Annotated in this window: 15 protein-coding genes; all 15 read left to right on the top strand. The window is 69.9% G+C overall.

Features of this window, described 5'->3' with window-relative positions:
- Positions 1-2 precede the first annotated feature (2 nt).
- The 15 genes from ABL838_RS15175 to ABL838_RS15105 all read left to right on the top strand — a co-directional run bounded on the left by ABL838_RS15175 (position 3) and on the right by ABL838_RS15105 (position 16821).
- Positions 3-728 (top strand): 4'-phosphopantetheinyl transferase family protein, encoded by a 726-nt coding sequence (locus ABL838_RS15175; protein ID WP_418125800.1) that lies wholly within the window; start codon positions 3-5, stop codon positions 726-728.
- A complete protein-coding gene (locus ABL838_RS15170; RefSeq protein ID WP_418125799.1) occupies positions 725-1549 on the top strand; it encodes a serine aminopeptidase domain-containing protein in 825 nt (274 codons plus the stop codon). The genes ABL838_RS15175 and ABL838_RS15170 overlap by 4 nt, the downstream gene beginning before the upstream one ends.
- Positions 1542-2495, top strand: a complete 954-nt coding sequence (locus tag ABL838_RS15165) for a hypothetical protein (RefSeq protein ID WP_184637971.1) — start codon at positions 1542-1544, stop codon at positions 2493-2495. Before ABL838_RS15170 ends, ABL838_RS15165 begins: the two co-directional genes overlap by 8 nt.
- A 71-nt stretch (positions 2496-2566) precedes the next feature.
- Entirely contained in the window at positions 2567-3778 is a 1212-nt protein-coding gene (locus ABL838_RS15160; RefSeq protein WP_418120405.1) for a polysaccharide biosynthesis/export family protein, read from the top strand.
- A 50-nt stretch (positions 3779-3828) separates the two neighbouring features.
- On the top strand, positions 3829-6177 hold the full coding sequence (locus ABL838_RS15155; RefSeq protein WP_184637975.1) for a polysaccharide biosynthesis tyrosine autokinase: 2349 nt from the start codon (positions 3829-3831) through the stop codon (positions 6175-6177).
- Positions 6174-6893: a sugar transferase gene (locus ABL838_RS15150; RefSeq protein WP_126019695.1), complete on the top strand. Its 720-nt coding sequence runs from the start codon at positions 6174-6176 to the stop codon at positions 6891-6893. The genes ABL838_RS15155 and ABL838_RS15150 overlap by 4 nt, the downstream gene beginning before the upstream one ends.
- Positions 6894-6966: 73 nt before the next feature.
- Positions 6967-7989 carry a GDP-L-fucose synthase family protein gene (locus ABL838_RS15145; RefSeq protein WP_418125798.1) on the top strand — a complete coding sequence of 341 codons (1023 nt, stop codon included), beginning with the start codon at positions 6967-6969 and terminating at the stop codon, positions 7987-7989.
- A gap of 33 nt (positions 7990-8022) precedes the next feature.
- A complete protein-coding gene (locus tag ABL838_RS15140) occupies positions 8023-9348 on the top strand; it encodes a hypothetical protein (RefSeq protein WP_126019686.1) in 1326 nt (441 codons plus the stop codon).
- A 30-nt stretch (positions 9349-9378) separates the two neighbouring features.
- Positions 9379-10455: a glycosyltransferase gene (locus tag ABL838_RS15135; protein ID WP_418125797.1), complete on the top strand. Its 1077-nt coding sequence runs from the start codon at positions 9379-9381 to the stop codon at positions 10453-10455.
- Positions 10452-11402 carry a hypothetical protein gene (locus tag ABL838_RS15130; protein WP_418125796.1) on the top strand — a complete coding sequence of 317 codons (951 nt, stop codon included), beginning with the start codon at positions 10452-10454 and terminating at the stop codon, positions 11400-11402. Before ABL838_RS15135 ends, ABL838_RS15130 begins: the two co-directional genes overlap by 4 nt.
- A 45-nt stretch (positions 11403-11447) precedes the next feature.
- Entirely contained in the window at positions 11448-12380 is a 933-nt protein-coding gene (locus ABL838_RS15125; protein ID WP_418125795.1) for a hypothetical protein, read from the top strand.
- Between the two features lie 19 nt (positions 12381-12399).
- The gene (locus ABL838_RS15120) at positions 12400-13659 is read left to right on the top strand and encodes a polysaccharide biosynthesis protein (protein ID WP_369662369.1); all 1260 of its coding nucleotides are present in this window, start codon (positions 12400-12402) and stop codon (positions 13657-13659) included.
- A complete protein-coding gene (locus ABL838_RS15115; protein ID WP_184637990.1) occupies positions 13656-14903 on the top strand; it encodes a glycosyltransferase WbuB in 1248 nt (415 codons plus the stop codon). The genes ABL838_RS15120 and ABL838_RS15115 overlap by 4 nt, the downstream gene beginning before the upstream one ends.
- A gap of 33 nt (positions 14904-14936) precedes the next feature.
- A complete protein-coding gene (galE, locus tag ABL838_RS15110; protein ID WP_418125794.1) occupies positions 14937-16049 on the top strand; it encodes a UDP-glucose 4-epimerase GalE in 1113 nt (370 codons plus the stop codon).
- Positions 16042-16821 (top strand): LuxR C-terminal-related transcriptional regulator, encoded by a 780-nt coding sequence (locus tag ABL838_RS15105; RefSeq protein ID WP_418125793.1) that lies wholly within the window; start codon positions 16042-16044, stop codon positions 16819-16821. Before galE ends, ABL838_RS15105 begins: the two co-directional genes overlap by 8 nt.
- The last annotated feature ends 48 nt before the right edge of the window (positions 16822-16869 follow it).

Genomic DNA, 16869 nt, shown 5'->3' with positions numbered 1-16869 from the left:
GCATGGCCGGCCATTCCCCCCAGCCGCTTTCCATCGACGTGCCGCTGTGCCTGTACGTCGACCTGGACAGGTTCGCGGGCCTTCCGTCGGAGCAGGTTCTCTCCGACGAGGAACGCGAGCGCGCCGAGAGCTTCCGCTCGCCGCTGGACCGCCAGCGCTACGTGGCCTCGCACCTCGCGCTGCGCCAGGCGCTGAGCGAGTACACCGGCCTGCAGCACGCCGAGCTGCACCTGTCGAAGGGCTCCTTCGGCAAGCCGTCGCTCACCGGCCATGCGCGCACGCAGTTCTCGCTGAGCCACAGCCAGGGGCTGGCGCTGATCGCCATCGGCGGGCGCGGCCCGCTGGGCGCCGACATCGAGCTGCTGCGCCCGGTGCCCGACGCGGCGGTGCTCGCGGCCGAGCATTTCACCCGCCGCGAGCAGGAAGCGCTGGCCGCCCTGCCCGTGCACGAGCGCGACCGCGCCTTCCTGACCTGCTGGACCCGCAAGGAAGCCTGCCTGAAGGCCATCGGCGTGGGGCTGCTGGTGTCGTCGCAGAGTTTCGAAGTGGGCCTGGAGCCCGACTGCCGCAGCGTGGAGCTTGCGGTGGCGGGCCGCATCCTCTGGCTGCTGCTGGGCCCGGCGCCCGAGCGGATGGACTGCGTGGGTTCCATCGCCGAATGGCGGCAGACCGAGGCGCGCGCCGGCAATGCCAGCCACTCGGGCCGCCTGCTGGAGGCGCACGCATGAGCCACCTGAAGCCGATCATGTTCGGGCCGGCCTCGCGGCAGCTCTTCGGCCTGTTCCATCCCGCCGAGGAAGACAGCGCCGGCGGCAACACCGCCGTGCTGCTGTGCCCGCCCTTCGGGCAGGAGGGCCTGCGCACCCACCGCTTCTTCAAGGTGCTGGCCGAGCGGCTCTCGCGCTCGGGCATTGCCACGCTGCGCTTCGACTTCTACGGCTCTGGCGATTCTCCGGGCGAGGAAGTCGAGGGCGAGCTCGACGGCTGGCGCCGCGACCTCTGCTCGGCGCACGAAGAGCTGCGGCGTCGCGCGCCCGGCGCTTCCATCGTGTGGATCGGCGCGCGGCTCGGTGCCACCGTGGCGGTGCTGGCGGCGCGCGGCGGGCGCTGCGACCCCGTGCGGCTGGTGCTGTGGGAGCCGGTGATCGACGGGCGCAGCTATGCACGGCTGCTGCGCGAGCAGCACGTGGCCGCCATCGACACCACCTTCTGCATTCCCGACCTGGCATGGCGCCGAAGCCTGCTGCAGGAGCCCGAAGCGATGCCCGAGGAGGCGCTGGGCACCCTGCTCTCGCCCGCGCTGCGCGCGCAGCTGGCGGCGCTGGTGCCCGAGTCGCTGCCGCTCACCGCGCTGCACGACACGCTGGTGCTCGCCGGCCCCGACGACGAGCGCACCGCCCAGTGGGCGGCCGACCAGCAGTCGCGCCACATGCCGGTGCGCCTCGCGTACTTCAGCCACCAGCTCGACTGGACTTCCGACCCCTATCCCAACAGCGCGATGGTCCCGGCCGATGCGCTCAACCGCCTGCAGGGTGCTCTTCATGAATGACCCGACCACGACGCTTCCGGGCGCCATCGCCCAGGCCCCGCTGCAGTTCGGGCCCGGCGACGCGCTGATGGGCATGCTCACGCTGCCTGCGCGGCCGGCGCGCGGCGGCACCGCCTGCCTCATGTTCAACATGGGCGCCAACCATCGGGTGGGGCCGCGCCGCATCAACGTGAAGCTGGCGCACCTGCTGGCCGCGCGCGGCGTGGGCAGCCTGCGCTTCGACCTGGGCGGCATCGGCGACAGCGACGCGCTGGCCACCTCGCCCGACCTGCATGTGCGCGCGGTGCACAGCCTGAAGGCGGCCATGGACGCCGCGCAGCGCACGCTGGGCGTGAACCAGTTCGTGATCGTGGGCATGTGCTCGGGCGTGGAGCACGCCATGTCGGCCGCTCTGGCCGACCGGCGCGTGGTGGGGCTGTCGCTCTTCGACGGATTCGCCTTTCCCGAGCTGCGCGCGCGGCTGGAGCGCAACCTGCGCCGCGCGCTGGCCGCGCCCGCGCACCCGTCCTTTCCGGGCAAGGCCAGGCGCTGGCTGCAGCGGCACTTTCTGCGCAGCCACTCGACCACGCCCCTGCCGGGCTTCTTCGCTGAAAGGCGCGCGCCCGAGGCCAACGCGATCTGGTTCGGCGCCGCGCTGCAGCGCCTTGCCGAGCGCAACGTGGCGATGCAGCTGCTGTATTCGGGCTCGCTGCACGTGTGCGACCGCGGCCGCGACCAGCTCGGCGCCTTCGCCCGCAAGCCCTTCGCGCAGGGGCTGCAGTACGAGTTCCTCGGCGAGGTCGATCACACCGTGTGCACCGCGAGAGGCCAGCAGCTCTTCCTGCGCAGCGTGGGCGACTGGGTCGCCGAGCGCTGCCTGGCCGGCGGCACCGAGCGCCGCAGCCAGGGCAGCAGCCGGGCACCCGCCAGCCCCGAACCGGCCATGACCACCTGGGCCGCGCTCTGACAGAGCTCCACGCCGAACCATTCATTCACGCCTTGCACCACCCGCCACAACCAGCCGTCAAGGAGATCACCATGCAACGCCACGATCCAGCGACACAAGCACGCGGAACGCAACCGTCCGCAGTCCTGGCCCGGACGCCAGCGCAGGCACGGCTGCGATGGTTCGGGCTGGCCATGCTGGTCTCGATCTGGCTGGTGATGCTCGCGGGCTGCGCTCCGGGATTCGGCTCGGTGGCACCGCTGGGCTTCACCCGCGCCAACGGCGACAGCACGGCCTCGGGCAGCACCGGACAGATCATCCCGATCACGCCCGACCTGATCCGCACGCAGATCGCGCAGCGGCCCAAGGGCGTGCCCGAGAACATCAAGCGCCTGTTCACCGCGGCACCGGTCTACACCATCGGGCCGGGCGACGTGGTGGGCATCATCGTGTACGACCACCCCGAGCTGCTGCCGAACGCCGGCGCGGTGATCGCGCAGCAGTCGGACCCGACGGGGGTGACCGTGGCGCCCGGCTTCATCGTCGACGCCAAGGGCGAGATCTTCTTTCCGTACATCGGGCGCACCAAGGTGCAGGGCCTGACCGAGAGCGGTGCGTCGGAGCTGATCGCGCAGCGCATCAAGTCCTTCATCAAGGACCCCCAGGTGACGGTGCGCATCCAGTCCTTCCGCAGCCAGCGCGCCTACGTGCAGGGCGAGGTGCGCACGCCAGGGCTGCAGATCTTCACCGACGTGCCGATGACGCTGTCGGAGGCCATCAGCCGCGCCGGCAGCTTCACCCAGGCCGGCGACCGCGCGAACGTCACGCTCACGCGCGGCGGAGTCTCGACGGTCATCAACCTGCCGATGCTCCAGGCGATGGGCGCCGACCCCAACAGCATTCCGCTGCGCAACGGCGACATCGTGAACGTCGGCACCCGCGAGGACAGCCGCGTCTACGTGATGGGCGAGGTGCGCGCGCCGTCGGCGCTGCAGATGCGCAACAACGGCCGGCTGAGCCTGAACGAGGCGCTCGGCGATGCAGGCGGGCCCGACCTCGCGACCTCCGACCCCGGCCAGATCTACGTGGTGCGCAACTCGCCCGACAACCTGGACGTGCAGCAGGTCTTCAACCTCAACGCGAAGAACCCGGTGGCGCTCGCGCTGGCCGACCGCTTCGAGCTGCAGCCGCGCGACGTGGTGTACGTCGACCGCGTGCCGCTGGTGAGTTGGAGCCGCGTGTTCAGCCTGATCCTGCCGGCCGCCCAGGTCGTCAACCTCGCCCGCGACACGGCCCGCCGCTAGGCGCCTCGCCCGTCCGGACAGCAACAGCGCCAACGCAAAAGGTGAACCCCATGAACGCGCACTGGCAACCGTCGCTTCCCGCGCCCGCGGGCACCCCAGTGACGGTGCTCGAAACCACGGCCTGGCCCCGCGAGTCCCGCTTCCACGAGTACTTCGACATCCTCGTGGACAACCGCTGGCTGATCGCCGGCATCACGGCGCTGGCGCTGCTGGCGGGCGTGGGCTACGCGCTCTTCGGCACCCGGGTGTACGAGGCCAACATCCTGATCCAGGTGGAAGACCCCGACCGCTCGGGCGGCAACTTTCCGGGCGATGCCAACGGAGGCGGCGGCATCAGCGTGAAGACGCCGACCGCGGGCGAGACCGAGATCCTGCGCTCGCGCATGGTGCTGGGCCAGGCGATGGAGAACACCCGCCTGTACATCGGCGCGAAGCCGCTCTACATACCCGTGGTGGGTGAGTTCCTGGCGCGGCATTCGAGCCGGCTTTCCACGCCGGGCGTGTTCGGCTGGGGCAACTATGTCTCGGGCACCGAGCAGATCGCCGTCGCGCAGATGGACGTGCCGCCCGCCCTGGAGGGCAAGAAGTTCACGCTGGTCGCGGGCACCGAGGGCAACTACACCCTGACCAGCCCCGAGCTCGAGTCGCCGCTGCACGGCACCGCCGGCACGCCGCTGGACGCCACCGTGCCCGGTGGCAACCTGCACCTGCTGGTGGGCTCCTTCGAGGCCCGCCCCGGCGGGGCCTTCGAGCTGGTGCGCTACTCGAAGCAGCTCACGCTCCTGGGCCTGCAGCGCGACCTGCGCGTGGTCGAGAAAGGCAAGCAGTCGGGCGTGATGGACATCAGCCTGCAGGCCGAGAACCGCAACCAGCTCGCCGGCGTGCTCAACGAGATCGCGGGCCTGTACGTGCGCCAGAACATCGAGCAGAAGACGGTGCAGGCCGAGCGCGCCCTGGCCTTCCTGGGCACCGAGCTGCCCAAGTTCAAGCAGCAGCTGGAGCAGTCCGAGGACGCCTACAACCAGTACCGCAACCAGAACGGCACCATCAGCCTGGACGACGAGGCCCGCAACGCGCTGACGCAGAACGTCGACCTGCAGGCCAAGCTCTTCGACGCCAAGCAGAAGCGCCTGGACCTGGTGGGCCGCTTCACCGCCCAGCACCCGATGGTGCAGACGCTCGACGCGCAGATCGCCTCGCTCAAGAAGGAGCTGGGTTCGGTGGACGGCCGCATCCGCCGCATGCCCATGCTGCAGCAGAACGCGGTGCGCATGCAGCGCGACATCAAGGTCAACACCGAGCTCTACGCGACGCTGCTCAACAGCTCGCTGCAGATGCGGCTGGCCAAGGAAGGCAAGGTGGCCAACGTGCGCGTGCTCGACCAGGCGCTGGTGGCCGAGAAGCCGGTGCGGCCCAAGCCGGTCATCGTGGTCGCGCTGGCGCTGGCCGCTGGCCTCTTCGCCGGTGGCGCGGCGGCGCTGGCGCGCAAGAACCTGAAGCGCTCCATCGAGAGTCCGGACCACATCGAGGCCATCACCGGGTTGAACGTGTACAGCAGCATCCCGCTGAGCACGCAGCAGCGCGTGCTCGACCGCGCGGTGCGCAAGGGCAAGCCCGGCGTCAAGGTGCTGGCGGCGCTGCACGTGGAAGACCCGGCGCTCGAAGGCCTGCGCAGGCTGCGCACGGCGCTCAAGTTCGTGATGGTGGGCGCGCCCAACAACCGCATCCTGATTTCCAGCGCCACGGCCGGCGCGGGCAAGACCTTCGTGTCGTCGAACTTCGCCACGCTGCTGGCGGTGTCGGGCAAGCGCGTACTGCTGATCGACGGCGACCTGCGCCGCGGCACCCTGACCGAAGACTTCGGCCTGCAGCGCCGCGACGGCCTGGCCGACGTCATCAACGGCGAGGTGCCTCTGGAGCAGGCCATCCACCACCAGGTGCTGCCCTACCTGGATGTGATGTCCGCCGGCACCCCGCACCCGGACCCGGCCGGCCTGATGACCAGCGACACCTTCGCGCATGCGCTGGCGCTGCTGTCGGCACGCTACGACGTGGTGGTGATCGACGCCCCCCCGGCCCTGCTGGCCTCCGAGACCGCCGCCATGGCGCCGAGCATGGGCACCGTGCTGCTGGTGGCGCGCGCGGACAACAGCGAGATGGGCGAGCTGCTCGAAAGCAGCAAGCGGCTGGCCCACGTGGGCGCGGCCTTCCACGGGGTGGTGTTCAACGCGGTCGACACCACGCAGCGCCGCAACCGCAGCTACAGCTACGGCTACTACGGCTATGCCCCGACGACCACCGCCGCCGCTCCCGCGCCCCGGCGCGATCCCGCCTACCAGCTGGACACGGCCGACACCGTGATGCCCAGGCGCATCGAACCGGAGCACGCCGAATCATGAACACGCTCAGATCCACCTCCTCCACCGGGCACGGGCCCGGCAATCCGGGCGTCGGCACCGCGGCCGCCAACACGGCGCCCTACATGCCGCTGGGCGGCGCGCCCTGGCTGCGTCGCGCCAAGCGCATGGCCGACATCCTGATGGCCGGCTCCTTCTTCCTCTTCTTCGGCTGGGCCTATGCGCTCGTCTGGCTCGGCGTGCTCTACACCTCCGGAGGCCCGGCCATCTACATGCAGCCGCGCTACGGCAAGGGCGGGCGCGTCTTCAAGTTCTACAAGTTCCGCTCGATGGTGGCCGACGCCGACGCGGTGCTGGCGCGCCACCTGCGCCAGAACGAGGCCGCGCGGCGCGAATGGGCCGTCTACCAGAAGCTGCAGAACGACCCGCGCATCACCCGCTTCGGCGCCTTCCTGCGCAAGTACAGCATCGACGAGTTCCCGCAGTTCTGGAACGTGCTCAAGGGCGACATGAGCATGGTCGGCCCCCGCCCCTGCATGTTCGCGCAGAAGGACCTGTACGGCGACTACTGGGACCACTACTGCGCCGTGCGCCCTGGCATCACCGGCCTGTGGCAGATCAGCGGGCGCAACGAGATCAGCTACCGCCGCCGTGCCGCGATGGACGCGGAGTACGTCGCGCACCTGTCGCTGTGGCGGGACTTCGTGATCCTGCTGAAGACCTTCGGGGTGGTGACGGGGGCGCGCGGGTCGCGATAGCGGCCGCAGCGACACAGCCACTACCCATCGGCGGTTCCGCTCTTTCCATTCAACCACTTCAACGAAAGCTCATATGCGAATCTTCGTAGCAGGTCATCGCGGCATGGTGGGTCAGGCGACGGCACGGCGCCTTCGCGAACTGGGCCACGACGTGGTGACGCGAACCCATTCCGAACTCGATCTCCTCGACCAGGCAGCCGTGGCCCGCTTCTTCGCCACGGAACACATCGACGAGGTCTACCTGGCGGCCGCCCGGGTCGGCGGCATCCACGCCAACATGACGTATCCGGCCCAGTTCATCTACGAGAACCTGGCCATCGCCACCAACGTGACGCACCAGGCCTTCGTCTCTGGCGTGAAGCGGCTTCTGTTCCTGGGCTCCAGCTGCATCTATCCGCGCATGGCCGAGCAGCCGATCCGCGAGGAATACCTGCTCAACGGAAAGCTCGAGCCCACCAACGAGCCTTACGCCATCGCCAAGATCGCCGGGCTCAAGCTGTGCGAGAGCTACAACCGCCAATACGGCGCCACGCACGGCATCGACTACCGCAGCGTAATGCCGACCAACCTGTACGGCCCGGGCGACAACTACCACATCGAGAACAGCCACGTGGTACCCGCGCTGATCCAGCGCTTCCACCTGGCGAAGATCGGCAATTCGCCCAGCGTGCTGATCTGGGGCAGCGGCCGCGCCCGTCGCGAGTTCCTGTACGTCGACGACATGGTCGAGGGCTGCCTCGCGGTGATGAACCTTTCGCGCGCCGAATACGACCGGCAGACCGACGCGATGCGCGGCCACATCAACCTCGGCACCGGCGAGGACGTATCCATCGCCGAGCTCACCGAGCTGATCCGCGACGTGGTGGGCTATACCGGCACCATCCGCTACGACCTCGCGCAGCCCGATGGCGCGCCGCGCAAGCTGCTGGACGTCTCGCGTGCCAACAGCCTCGGCTGGCACGCGACCGTACCGCTGGCCGAGGGGCTTCGCCGCACCTACGCCGACTACCAGAAGGCGATCCGGCCGGTCGAAGAGATCGATGCAGCAGGTCAAGGCCAGGACCAGGCGCAGCCCTTGGCCAAGGCCCACGCCTGAACCGCCGACTGCCCATCCCACAGCAGGCCCGCCATGCGCCCCCTCGCCTTCTGGTCCGGCATCGTCTGCGCCGCGCTGTGCGGCCTGGTCGATCCGGTTTGGGGCTACGCGGCGGTGTTCGTGCTGTCGCTGGTGCAGATCGCGATGCTGGGATCGGCCGGCGGCAGCGTGTTCCTGCTGATCCATTACGCGGCCATCCTGACCTACTTCTCTATCGCGCCGGCGATGCAGATATCGCACGACATCGACTTCTGGGACGCGGGCGTGATGCGCGCCGATTCGCACACGCAGGCGCTGATGCTCTTGCTGCTCTACATGGCGGGCGTGGAGGCCGCGCGGCTGGGGGAGCGCGATGCGCCCGCCGACGCGATGGCGCGGCGCGACGGCCGCATGGCCGAGCTCGCCAACGCCCAGTTGCTGCTGCTGGGCTGCGCGGTGTTCGCCTTCGCCGCGCTGCTGGTGAAGCCGGAGCTCAACTTCGTGGCGCGTGGGGTCGCGGGCCTGGGCAGCGAGGACAACAACCTCGCCATCGACTTCATCTTCTATTCCACGCTGCCCAAGCTGGTGGTGCTGATGTGCTTCGTGGCGCTGGCCATCCAGGCGTTGCGCCGCCGCACGCTGTGGTCGTGGGGCGTGGCGGGCATCGCCTTCGGGCTGGCGGCGATCGCGGCCAACCCGGTGAACACGGCCCGGCAAGTCCTGCTGATCGGATTGCTGCCGCTGCTCGTCCATGCGCTGGCGCGCAGCCGGCGCTGGCTGCTCGCGGGCCTGATCTTCGGCTCCATCGCGGGGCTGGGGCCGGTGCTGAACCTGATCTCGCGCGGCAGCATCTGGGGCGAGGAGCTGCGGACCTTTCCCTTCAGCCAGGACTTCGACGCGATGTTCGTCGTCGCGGGCATCCTGGAGCGCGCGCCAATTCCGGACCTGGGCTGGGGCCGCTACCTGCTGTCGGCCTTCTCGTTCTTCCTGCCGCGCAGCCTGAAGATGTTTCCCGACTTCGACCCGCTGGGCTGGTCGGCCATCCTCGGCAACTTCTCGCAGGCCAATCTCTCGCTGCCGCCCTTCACCACGGCGTATTTCGACTTCGGTCTGGCAGGGCCGGCGCTATTCGGTTTCGCGGTATCGGCCGCCTTCCGGGCGGTGGACCGCGCCGTCCAGGCCGGGCGGCCGGTGTCGGGTTCCTACCTGGCGGCGCTGGTGCTGCTGGCCGCCTACGTGCCGTTCATGCGCGGCCCGATCCTCGGCTGGGGGCCGTTCGCTGCCTCGGGCGTGATCGCCGCATTCATCGCGGGCTCTCTGAGCTCCCGCACCCGCCGCGCGATGACGCGCGTGGTGCGGCGCCGCCTGCCGAGCGCATGAAGGAAGAAGAAAGAAAAGAAAGAAGCACCCATGGCCGCCTACCTCTACTACGACACCGTGCGCCTCAACAAGGCGGCCGGCGGCGTGCTCAACGTGTCGCAGGTGCTGCTGCGCCACATGCGGCTTTCGCCCGACGACCGCGTTGTGCCGGTGAGCGAACGGCACCCGCGCCTCTTCGCTCTGGCGCAGCGTCTGAAGATCAGCCGCTTCGTGCTCGACACACTGCTCTACAACTTCCACCGGCTGCGCACGCTGATCACCGGCGAGCAGCTGTTCTCGATGTTCCCCAACTACTACCTGCCGCTCACGCTGCTGGGGCGACATCGCGACTCGGTGGTGATCGTGCACGACCTGCAGTACAAGGCCTATCCGCAGTATTTCGGGCGCCTCAAGCGGCTCTTCCTCGACTGGAATCTCTGGCGCGCGGCGCGCAGCGCGGCCGACGTGGTCTTCATCAGCCGCAGCAGCCAGCGCGACTTCGAGCGCCACTTCGGCCGCGGCGCGCGTTCCAGCGTCATCTTCAACCCGGTGGACGCGCCGCGAGTCGCCCCGGCCGCCGTCGCGGCGCCCGGCGCGCGCTATCTGATCGCGGCCTACCACTACTACCCGCACAAGAACTTCGCCGGCATCCTCGCGCTCTTCGAGCGCATGAAGGCGGCCGGGCTGGTCGACTACCTCGACATCACCGGCAACGGTGCGGCGGAAGTGCAGCGCATGGTGTCGGCGATGCCGCCCGAGGTGCGCGAGTGCGTTCGGCACCGCGGCCTGGTGCCACGCGACGAGTTGCTGCGGCTGTACCAGGGCGCCACCGCCTTCATCTCGCTCTCGACCTTCGAGGGTTTCAACCTCTCGGCGGCGGAGGCGGCGACGCTGGGAGTGCCGCTGCTGCTGTCGGACATTCCGGTGCACCGCGAGCTGTTCGCGGACTACGCCTTCTTCGCGGGCAGCGACGGCGACGATCCGGAGCAGATCGCGCAGTACCTGGCGCACCACGAGCACGCCCGCCCGGCGTGGGTGCACGCCGGCACCTGCGCACCCGCCAACGTCGCGAGGCGTTACCTGATGCTCAAGCGCGGCACGCTTTCGCTCGCGGGGGCCGTGCCATGACTGCATGCCTGCCGCACGTCGTGCGATTCATCGCGAAGCTGCTGCTGGCGGTGGCGCTGCCGCTGGCGGCCCATGCCCAGCCCGCATCGGCGCCGACGCCGGGCTTCGGCGTGATGGTTCATTACCTGCCCGACAAGCAATCGATCGGCGAGATCAGGCGCTTCGACGTGGAAGCCTTCGCTGCCACGCTGGCGGAGATGCGCGTCTCGCACCTGATCCTGACGCTGGGGCAGAACAGCGGCCAGTACATCGCGCCCAATGCGGCGCTGGAGGTGCTCTGCCCGGCCAGCGCCGCAAACCGCCCGCCGCGCGACCTGCCGCTGGAGATCGGCCGGGCCCTGCGCAGCCGGGGCATCGCGCTGATCCTGTACCTGCCGTTCCGTGCGCCGCAGGCCGACCGCGCGCTCATGGATTGCCTGGGCGACGTGTCGGAGCAGGAGCCGCCGCCGGCCCGTTTCATAGCGGCGTGGTCCAGCGTGATCCGCGACTGGTCGCAGCGCTATGGCGCGCTGGCCAGCGGCTGGTGGTTCGACGGCACCTACAACACCAAGGGCATCACGCCCGCCGGCTGGGACATGCTGTGCAGCGCCGCGCGCGCGGGCGCCACCAACCGCTGGCTGGCCTTCAACGCGGGCGAAGGCGCGGAGCGCTTCAGCGCGAAGTCGGCCCCCTGCCAGAACCTGATGGCCGGCGAATACATGCAGCCGCCGCCGCACCTGAGCGGCCCGCCCTCGGAACTCGTCCTGCACGTGCTGACGCCGCTGACCGCCTCGTGGGGCCGCGACGCGCCGGCGCGATTCACGACCGCGCAGCTTCGTGCCTGGATCGCCGACGCATCAGCCGCGCGCGGTCTCTTCACGCTGGACATGCCCATCGACGCAGCCGGCCGCTTCGTTCCCGCGCACGTCGCGCTCATCAAGAGCGTCACGGCGGCGAGCAAGCCCTGAATCAGAGAAACGCTGTCACACCTGCCTCAACCCAACCCGATCACCATGAACCCGCCCCTGCCCTTCATCGTCGTGGAAGACCGCCAGAACAAGACCCTCGCGCTGTGCCGCGAATCGGCGGAGCTGGCCGGCGAGCCGCTGCTCGTGCTCTCGGACACCGACGCGGGTCCGGCCTACGAGCGCTTCTGCCGCTCCTACGTGCACCTGTCGAGCAACACGCCGGAGTTCGAGAAGATCTGCTTCCGGCGTTACTTCCTGCTTGCGCGCTTTCTGGAATCCAACCCCGAAGTGCGCGATTTCGTGCTGATCGACAGCGACGTGCTGCTTTTCCAGGGCGCGGGGCAGCACATCAGGCGGCTGGTGGGCAGGGCCGATTTCTCGGGTTCCAGCATGCAGTCGGCCGACGGCTGGAACCCCTGCCAGATCTCGCCGCACGTGAGCTACTGGACATCGAGCGGACTGCGCCGCTTCGTGGCCTGCGTGCTCGACACCTATGCCACGCCCTCGGGGCGCCGGAAGCTGCGCGAGATCTCGGCGCGCTTCGCCGCGCGGGGCGTGCGCGGCGGCGTGTCGGACATGACGCTGCTCTACCTCTGGGCGCACGCCACCGGCAACGACGAGCCCATCAACCGGGTGCTCGAGGGCACGGTCGTCGACCACAACATCAACGGCATGCACAACCTGCATCGCGGGGAGTTCAAGGTGCTGGGCGGCGCCAAGCGCATCGCCTACCGCGAGGGCAAGGCCTGGCTGACCAGCACCTCGGGCGAGCTCACGCGCGTGGTGGCGCTGCACTTCCAGGGCAGCGCCAAGATGGCCATGCCCTACGCCCTGCGCGGCCACATGCTCACCGTGGCGGCCGTGACCTATGGGCTGCAGATCGCCCGTCGCGCGAAGAACAACGCCTTTCGCGCGGGCGCCTTCGCGCGCCGGCTGTTCGACACGCGCCGCGTGCACCGCGTGCCGGCCGGCAAATGAGCACCAGCGAGCCGACGCCATGAAGCACTTCAGCCTGCCACTACCGCTGCCCGGGGCGCGCATGGCATGGCTGTCGGGCCTGGGCGCGCTCGCTTCGCGGCTCTACGTGTACCTGTCGGGCTTCCTGGCCATCTTCCTGATGGCTGCGAGCGTTCCGCCCGCGCGCTTCGGCGAGTACTCGGTCTACCAGTCGGTCCTGGAGGTGGCGCTGGTGGTGGCCACGCTGGGCAGCTCGCTGCTGTTCTCGCGCAACGCGGCCTCGGCGCCGCCGGGCGTGACGCGCGGCGACGTGGTGCGCACGCTGTCCATCGGCCTGCCGCTGGCTACCGTGCTCGCGACGGTGATCCTCACGGTGCAGCGCCTGCCGGTGGGCGACGCGCCCTTCGCCATCCTGGTGGTCACGCTGGCGGTGTTCGCATTCAACAGCCTGCGGCTTTCCTTCAGCCGCGGCCTCGGGCACTCGGGGCTGCTGAACCTGGAGGCCGGAATCCGCTCGACCGTCCTGGTCGCGGGCGTGGGCGTCTGCGCCGCGGTGCATTTCGACCTGGGCGTGGCGCACCTGCTGCTCATCAACCTGATCGCGGTGGTCGTGGTGTGCCTGGCCGTGGGCCTGCCGGCCAACGGCGAGGCGCCGCCGGTGGGGCGCGCGGCGCTCGGGCTGGCCTCGCAGGCCGGGGCGACGGTGTATTCGCTGCTCATGTTCCTTCTGCGCAAGTCGGACCTGCTGATCGTGGCCTCTTTCATGCCGCTGAGCTACGTGGGCGCCTTCAAGCTCGCCTTCCTGCTGGCCGAGGCGCCCTCGCAGTTCGTGCAGGCCTTCCTGGTCACAAAAACGCCCGCGATGCTGGAGACCGAGGCCGGCAACTTCACGGCCGCGAAGCTGCGGCTCGCGCGGCACTCCTTCCTGCTGGGCTGCGGGCTCTTCGTCGGGCTGGCCGCGCTCATCTCGGTGGCCGCGCCGCTGCTCAAGCTGGGCAACGAGGCGCGCACCATCTTCCTCTGCATCGCGCCCTACTTCCTCCTGCGCACCTACACGATCCACCACGAGATGGTGCTGTCGCTGAAGACCTCGATGGGCTCGCTGGGCCAGTGGGCGCTGCTGGAGGTGGCGCTGCGGCTGGCGTCGTACGTGGTGGTGGCCTCGCTCTTTCCCGGCAAGCCGCACTACGTTTTCTTCATCGCCTGCCTGAGCGACTTCGCGCTGTACGAGACGCGCATGCGCCTGCACTTCGGCTTCTTTCCCATCGCGCGCCTGCTGGCGCGGAGGCAGGCATCGTGAAGATCCTCCTGTATTCGATGAACTTCGCGCCCGAGCTGGCCGGCATCGGCAAGTACTCGGGCGAGATGGCCGAGTGGCTGCAGGCGCGCGGGCACGAGGTGCGGGTGATCGCCTCGCCGCCCTTCTTTCCGCAGTGGTCGGTGTTCGAGGGGTACTCGGCCTGGATGTACCGCAGGTCCGACTGGAACGGCGTGAAGGTATGGCGCGCGCCCACCTGGGTGCCCTCGCAGCCGCGCGCGCTGGGGCGCATCGGGCACCTGCTGTCGTTCACGCTGTCGAGCGTTCCGCTGCTGCTGGCGCAGCTGTTCTGGCGTCCTGACGTGGTGTTCGTGGTCGAGCCGCCCCTGTCCTGCGCGCCGGCCGCGCTGTGCCTGGCCAAGCTGATGCGCGCAAGCTCGTGGCTGCACATCCAGGACTACGAGGTGGACGCCGCCTTCGGCCTGGGCTGGCTGCGCGGCGAGCGGGTGCGGCGCTTCGCGCTGGCCGCCGAGCGCTGGCTGATGCGCAGGTTCGACCGGGTCTCGACCATTTCGACCGCGATGCGCGCCAAGGCGCTGGAAAAGGGCGTGGACGAATCGCGGCTGGTGCTGTTCCCGAACTGGGTCGACGTGGAGGCCATCCGGCCCCTCGAGCGGCCGGCGCTGGTCTCGGGTGCTTCCGCGCAGGGCTACCGGGCCGAACTTGGCATTCCGGCCGACGCGGTGGTGGTGCTCTATGCCGGCAGCCTCGGCAGCAAGCAGGGCATCGAGCTGCTGGCCGAGGCGGCGCGGCTGCTGGTGTGCTCGCACAACATCCACTTCGTGTTCTGCGGCAACGGGCCGAGCCGCCCATCGCTGATGAACGCCTGCGTGCGGCTGGTCAACGTGCACTTCCTCGACCTGCAGCCCACCGAGCGCTTCAACGAGCTGCTGGGCATGGCCGACATCCATGTGCTGCCCCAGCGCGCCGATGCCGCCGACCTGGTCATGCCTTCGAAGCTGGGCGGCATGCTGGCGAGCGGCCGCGCGGTGATCGTGACCGCGCATGCCGGCACCGCGCTCAGCGAGGCGGTGTGGGGCCGCGGCGTGGTGGTCGAGCCCGGCGACGCCGCCGCGCTGGCCGACGCCATCGAGCAGCTTTCCATGTCGCCCGCCACGCGCGAGCTGATGGGGTCGATCGGCCGGCGCTTCGCCGAGGCCGAGCTCGACCGCAACGTGATCCTGCAGCGCCTCGAAGAGCAGCTGCAGCGCTGCGTCACCGCCTGACGCGACGACCGGCCCGCCCCAAGGAACACCGCCATGCCCGCACCCAGGATCCTCGTGACAGGCGGCGCAGGCTTCATCGGCAGCCACACCTGCGTGGCGCTGATCGCGGCGGGCTACCAGCCGGTGGTGCTCGACACGCTGGTCAACAGCGACGCGCGCTCGCTGAAGCGGGTGGCGTGCATCACCGGCGTCGAGCCCGTGCTGGTGCGCGCCGACGTGCGCGACGGCGCCGCGCTCGACCGCACCTTCGCCGCGCACGGCGTGCAGGCGGTGGTGCACCTTGCGGGACTGAAGGCAGTCGGCGAATCGGTGGCCGATCCGCTGGGCTACTACGACGTCAACCTGGCCGGCAGCCTGGTGCTGGCGCGGGCCATGGACCGTGCGGGCGTGCGCACGCTGGTGTTCTCGTCGTCGGCCACGGTGTATGGCGACTCGCAGCCCTCGCCCATCGCCGAGGCCGCGCCGCATGGGCCGGTCAACCCCTACGGCCGCACCAAGTCGATGGTGGAGAGCATGCTGGCCGACCTCTCGCACGCCGATGCGCGCTGGGGCATCGCCTGCCTGCGCTATTTCAACCCGGTGGGCGCGCACGAGAGCGGCCTGCTCGGCGAACTGCCCAACGGCCCGCCCAACAACCTGATGCCCTACATCTCGCAGGTCGCGGCCGGCGAGCGCGAGTGCCTGGTGGTGCACGGCGCCGACTACGACACCGCCGACGGCACCGGCGTGCGCGACTACGTGCACGTGATGGACGTGGCCGAGGGCCACGTGGCGGCGCTGCACCGCGCGGCGCGACGACCCGGCATCCTCATGGCCAACCTGGGCACCGGCCACGGCGCGTCGGTGCTGGAGGTGGTCTCGGCCTTCGAGCGCGCGAGCGGCCGGCGCATCGCGCTGCGCATCGGGCCGCGCCGCCCGGGCGACGCACCCGCCTACTGGGCCGATGTGCGCAGCGCGTGGCGCACGCTCGGCTGGCGGGCGCGCCGCGACCTCGACCAGATGTGCGCCGACAGCTGGCGCTGGCAGTGCGCCAGCCCGCGCGGATTCGACGACCCGGTGCCCACCCTGGTGCCCGGTGCCGTGCTGTTCCAGAACAAAGACAGAGCCATCAACATCCACTCCAACCGGGGGCACACCCATGTCTGAACAAGCTACACCCCCAGCCATCGAGCTGGGCGCCGGCCAATCGGGCTATCCGCCAGGGGTCTGCGCGCCGGCCACGCCGCTGTGGCCCGGTTTCCTGACCGGGCAGGAAGACGCGCCGGTGCGCGTGCTGCTCGTGGACGACGACGAGTTCATGCGCCGCGTGATCGCGCAGGAGCTGCTGTCGGACCTGCGCATACAGCTCGAAGGCCAGGCCGGCAGCCTGCGCGACGGCCGGCGGCTGGTGGCCACGCACGAGTTCGACGTGCTGATGGTCGACCTGCGGCTGGGCGACGGCTCCGGCTTCGACCTGATCCAGGAAGCGCGCGAGCACCGCCGCTCGGCCGAGATCATCGTCATCACCGTGCTGGAGGACGAGGCGCACGTGCTGCACGCGCTGGAACTGGGCGCCACCGGCTACCTGCTGAAGGACGCATGGCTGCAGAGCTTCGCCCAGGCGGTGCTGCAGGTGGTCAACGGCGGCGCGGCCATCACGCCGCGGCTGGCACGCCGGTTGCTCTCCCGGCTGAGCCACCGGCCGATGGGCGCGCTGCCACCGGCTGCGCAACCCCTGCCGCGCGAGACGACGCTGACGGCGCGCGAGTGCGAGGTTTTGCGCTTCGTCGCGCGCGGGCACGTCACGGAGGAGATCGGAAACAGGCTGGGCATCTCGGGGCAGACCGTCAACGCCCACATCAAGAACATCTACAAGAAATTGCACGTCCATTCGCGCGCGCAGGCCGTGAGCTATGCCGCGTATTCCGGGCTGATCTGAAGCGGCCCTTTCCTCTCTTCTTCATCAACCTGCACGCAACCCAACGCT

This window comes from Variovorax sp. 160MFSha2.1 (genome assembly GCF_048305075.1).
Lineage (GTDB): Bacteria > Pseudomonadota > Gammaproteobacteria > Burkholderiales > Burkholderiaceae_C > Variovorax > Variovorax guangxiensis.
Note: the sequence above shows the minus strand (reverse complement) of the source record. Positions and strands in the feature narration are given on the sequence as shown.

What these genes read in the sequence shown, in the direction of transcription:
- ABL838_RS15175 (WP_418125800.1), top strand. Translation starts at nt 3, where the DNA reads ATGGCCGGCCATTCCCCCCAGCCGCTTTCCATCGACGTGCCGCTGTGC.
- ABL838_RS15170 (WP_418125799.1), top strand. Translation starts at nt 725, where the DNA reads ATGAGCCACCTGAAGCCGATCATGTTCGGGCCGGCCTCGCGGCAGCTC.
- ABL838_RS15165 (WP_184637971.1), top strand. Translation starts at nt 1,542, where the DNA reads ATGAATGACCCGACCACGACGCTTCCGGGCGCCATCGCCCAGGCCCCG.
- ABL838_RS15160 (WP_418120405.1), top strand. Translation starts at nt 2,567, where the DNA reads ATGCAACGCCACGATCCAGCGACACAAGCACGCGGAACGCAACCGTCC.
- ABL838_RS15155 (WP_184637975.1), top strand. Translation starts at nt 3,829, where the DNA reads ATGAACGCGCACTGGCAACCGTCGCTTCCCGCGCCCGCGGGCACCCCA.
- ABL838_RS15150 (WP_126019695.1), top strand. Translation starts at nt 6,174, where the DNA reads ATGAACACGCTCAGATCCACCTCCTCCACCGGGCACGGGCCCGGCAAT.
- ABL838_RS15145 (WP_418125798.1), top strand. Translation starts at nt 6,967, where the DNA reads ATGCGAATCTTCGTAGCAGGTCATCGCGGCATGGTGGGTCAGGCGACG.
- ABL838_RS15140 (WP_126019686.1), top strand. Translation starts at nt 8,023, where the DNA reads ATGCGCCCCCTCGCCTTCTGGTCCGGCATCGTCTGCGCCGCGCTGTGC.
- ABL838_RS15135 (WP_418125797.1), top strand. Translation starts at nt 9,379, where the DNA reads ATGGCCGCCTACCTCTACTACGACACCGTGCGCCTCAACAAGGCGGCC.
- ABL838_RS15130 (WP_418125796.1), top strand. Translation starts at nt 10,452, where the DNA reads ATGACTGCATGCCTGCCGCACGTCGTGCGATTCATCGCGAAGCTGCTG.
- ABL838_RS15125 (WP_418125795.1), top strand. Translation starts at nt 11,448, where the DNA reads ATGAACCCGCCCCTGCCCTTCATCGTCGTGGAAGACCGCCAGAACAAG.
- ABL838_RS15120 (WP_369662369.1), top strand. Translation starts at nt 12,400, where the DNA reads ATGAAGCACTTCAGCCTGCCACTACCGCTGCCCGGGGCGCGCATGGCA.
- galE (WP_418125794.1), top strand. Translation starts at nt 14,937, where the DNA reads ATGCCCGCACCCAGGATCCTCGTGACAGGCGGCGCAGGCTTCATCGGC.
- ABL838_RS15105 (WP_418125793.1), top strand. Translation starts at nt 16,042, where the DNA reads ATGTCTGAACAAGCTACACCCCCAGCCATCGAGCTGGGCGCCGGCCAA.